Annotated in this window: 4 protein-coding genes and 2 tRNA genes; 5 read left to right on the top strand and 1 reads right to left on the bottom strand. The window is 47.4% G+C overall.

Features of this window, described 5'->3' with window-relative positions; translation table 11 throughout:
- The 3 genes from AC3WJN_RS25420 to AC3WJN_RS25410 all read left to right on the top strand — a co-directional run.
- The coding region (locus AC3WJN_RS25420) for a hypothetical protein (RefSeq protein WP_492329355.1) at positions 1–362 on the top strand (362 nt) is incomplete at its 5' end.
- Between the two features lie 152 nt (positions 363–514).
- Positions 515–591 (top strand) — tRNA-Ile (locus tag AC3WJN_RS25415).
- Positions 592–635: 44 nt separating this feature from the next.
- Positions 636–711: transfer RNA gene (locus tag AC3WJN_RS25410), tRNA-Val, on the top strand.
- Positions 712–843: 132 nt separating this feature from the next.
- Here AC3WJN_RS25410 and AC3WJN_RS25405 read toward each other — a convergent pair.
- Positions 844–1,203: a site-specific integrase gene (locus AC3WJN_RS25405; protein ID WP_237716603.1), complete on the bottom strand. Its 360-nt coding sequence runs from the start codon at positions 1,201–1,203 to the stop codon at positions 844–846.
- Positions 1,204–1,239: 36 nt separating this feature from the next.
- Here AC3WJN_RS25405 and AC3WJN_RS25400 point away from each other — a divergent pair, with 36 nt between their 5' ends.
- Entirely contained in the window at positions 1,240–2,535 is a 1,296-nt protein-coding gene (locus AC3WJN_RS25400; RefSeq protein WP_007780180.1) for an IS110 family RNA-guided transposase, read from the top strand.
- A gap of 608 nt (positions 2,536–3,143) precedes the next feature.
- The coding region (locus AC3WJN_RS25395; RefSeq protein ID WP_492329354.1) for a transposase at positions 3,144–3,466 on the top strand (323 nt) is incomplete at its 3' end.

Raw genomic sequence — 3,466 nt, 5'->3', positions numbered from 1 at the left:
GGATGGGGCGGGGAGTGGTCATCCGGCGCTCTATTCGTCTGTTCGCCTGTTTAACTGTTCATTCGTTCATCCGTCGTTTACTCGGACTTGTTCCTGTTCTTTCTGGTGCATTGCTGATAGGAGTTGTGGGAGTTTCGATGAATGTTTCGACAAGGGCTTCAGCAAAGGCTTCAACAAAGGCCTCAACAAAAGCTTTAACAAAAAACCTCAATGAAAAACTTAATCGAAACCTTAACCTGAAAACCGAACCCCTAACCACCATCATCAGCGAAGAGACAATAGGGGCGGAAATATCTTTCGTAAAAACTTTTTCGTTCTCGGCGATTTTTATGCGAAGGAGTGTGTACAAGCTTGATTTTTAGGGGAGAAGAGCACGCTGAAAGGCTGATTTTACGCGGTTTTTCATGTGCTTTTGGTAAGAGTGAAAAAAATTACAAGAAATTATTCATTTCCTCTTGAAATCCAATTCGGGATGCTGTATAGTAATAAATGTGATCGACGTCCGGTGCGATTCGGGCCCTTAGCTCAGTTGGTCAGAGCGGTCGGCTCATAACCGATTGGTCGTAGGTTCGAGTCCTACAGGGCCCACCATTAAGCGAGTACATAAGATGTTTAAGATCACATACATATCCCATGATCCGGTAGCTCAGTTGGGAGAGCACCATCTTGACAGGGTGGGGGTCGCTGGTTCGAACCCAGTCCGGATCACCATAACAGAAACGCCAAAAGCCTTGAAAATCAAGGCTTTTTTTGTTGTAATAATCGCCTGAAAAAGACTAATACAGGCGTCAAAACTCATAATTGGGGACGGGCTGGGGACGAATTTTTTGGCCGTTGTGACCATCAGGCCTTTTTACTTTTCGGCTGACTGTCGAAGAGAGATTCAAAATGTTTAGCAGCCTCCTGGTCAGCAGATCGTAAAGCGTGACCATAAATGTTCATGGTCGTAAGGATGTTAGCATGTCCGAGACGTTCTGAAATGATCTTGGCATGGACACCTTTGTTAATAAGAAGAGTGGCCGAAGTATGTCGCAAATCGTGAAAACGGATGTACTTCAGCTTGTGCCGCTTCGTAAAACGTGACCACCAAGTCTTTACGCTGGAAGGGTAAAGTGGTTTTCCGTTCCAGGAGCCATTCCTGTAATGAATGAATTTGGGGTTTGAATGAAAAAAGCACCTTCTGTAAACTGGGAAACGTTCCACCCAAAGAACAATTACCCGTACAGGAGGTACTCCACTATGAAGTATAAGCAATCGAAAAAGCAGAATCAACGGATTCAACAAATTACCGAATTAACCCTTGTTGTCGGTGCAGATATTGCGAAGAAAACGCATGTTGCCAGAGCTGTCGATTTCCGCGGAATCGAGCTTGGCAAGGACTGCGTGTTCAGCAATGACCATTCTGGCCTGACGAAACTCGTTTCGTGGATGAAGGAGCTTCAGCGGCAATACGCCAAGACGGACATTACCTTGGGCATCGAGCCAACCGGACACTACTGGTTTCCACTGGCCGAATTTCTGCATCGGGAGAACGTCAAAGTCGTTATCGTGAATCCGCATCACGTCAATAAAAGCAAAGAATTGGAAGACAATTCACCGACGAAGAATGATTACAAGGATGCTAGACTCATTGCCGATTTAGTCCGCAATGGCAAGTACAGTGAGCCTCAATTGCCCACGAGCGTTTATGCCGACCTTCGCATTCTCATGAACCTTCGTGAGAAGGTGATGGTGAACTTCGGGCAAGTCCAGCGACGTATCCAGAACTGGCTTGATCGCTTCTTTCCGGAGTACAGTCGTGTGTTTAAGGATTGGGAAGGAAAGGCTTCGCTTATCACGCTTAGCGAATTTCCGACGCCGCAGGAGATTGTATCACTTGGTGCTGACGCAATCGTCCGTCGATGGAAGGAAGACGTGAAGCGAGCGATTGGCTCCAAGCGGGCAGCGCAACTCCTTCAGGCTGCCGCAAACTCGATTGGGCTTACCGAAGGGCTGACGGCGGCGAAGATCGAGCTTAGGGCCTTACTGGAACAATATGAGCTATTCTCCAGACAGCTTGAAGAAATCATGGTACAAGTGGAGGAGTTGCTTGCACAAATTCCAGGTACAAAAGAGATGCTGACAATACCAGGAATCGGGGTTGTTACGCTGGCGGGCTTCTTGGCTGAAGTTGGCGATCTTAGCGGTTACGACCATGGGCAGCAGATTATCCGACTTGCTGGATTTAATCTCAAAGAGAACAGCTCCGGCAAAAAGAAGGGCAAGTCCACGATTACCAAGCGTGGACGATCCCGACTAAGAGCCTTGCTATTTCGGGCGATGATGCCAATGGTCGCCAAAAACGCTGAATTCAAGGCCTTGCATCATTACTTTACGAAGCGAAGTCACAATCCGCTTAAGAAGAAGCAGTCCATCGTGGCGCTCTGCGGGAAGCTCATCCGTGTACTTTATACATTAGGCACGAAGTGCATCCCCTACAATGCGTCCGACGTTTTAGGACCTGTGCGCCAGTCCCAATTACAGATGGCAGCTTAATTCAAACCATTTTTCCGTTTCTCACTAGAGCTTGGAAATAAACCAACAACAGAAGCACGGAGCAGCCGCAGGATCTATTCCGTAAGGGCAACGACCCAGTAAAGGAGCAAGAAGCGGCGTCCACCTCTTGAGAGGCAGAACGAAGGAATGTAAGGGCGAAGACCCAGCGTGACATGGGAGGGTAAGCCGTCAGGGGAATGGAGTGGATATCCAAATGTGCGGTCATACGATTCACCCACAGATTGGAAAAAGGATTCGAATCTCTATTCCCGCCACCGGCTCATTCAGAAAAATATTCCATAATTACATGATTCGCCCACTTCTCTGGAATGTTGATGGCTGAAAATCTAAGAACGAGTGAGTAAACGCGAGAAAACATTAATTTATAGTGGGAGCTATTCCTGTAATGAATTAATTTGCGGTTTGAAAAGAAAAAGCGCCTCCTGTATGCTGGGTCTCGGAATGGTCACATTCACTGCCCTGATTAGGGGCTGCTGAACAGATAAAAAATACTGTAGCCACAAGGGTTTTGCCTCGTTTTCATCGAAATCATGTGCAAGGAAATCGGCGATTTTCCTTCAAATTCCTTGCACATGGAGCGGATCTGAATGTACGAATTTCTCTCTCATCGTGAAAATCAACTGCTTCTCCCCGATGATTTTTTCTTGCCGTTTGGCGGCAAGTTGAGTAAAGAAAATCGCTGGGTCAAGTTGGCTCGGTTGGTACCGTGGGCACATGCAGAGAAAAAGTATGCCAAGTCCTTCCGCAAATCGTTTCGTGGACAAAAGGCCGTTTCCATCCGTGTCGCCCTCGGGGCACTCATCATTCAGGAACGTTTGCAACTGTCGGACCGGGAAACGGTCCAGCAGATTGTCGAAAACCCGTATCTGCAATACTTCATCGGGCTGGAAGGCTATCAGGATCATCCACC

Source organism: Brevibacillus sp. FW306-2-1A-C05A (assembly GCF_058781555.1).
Note: the sequence above shows the minus strand (reverse complement) of the source record. Positions and strands in the feature narration are given on the sequence as shown.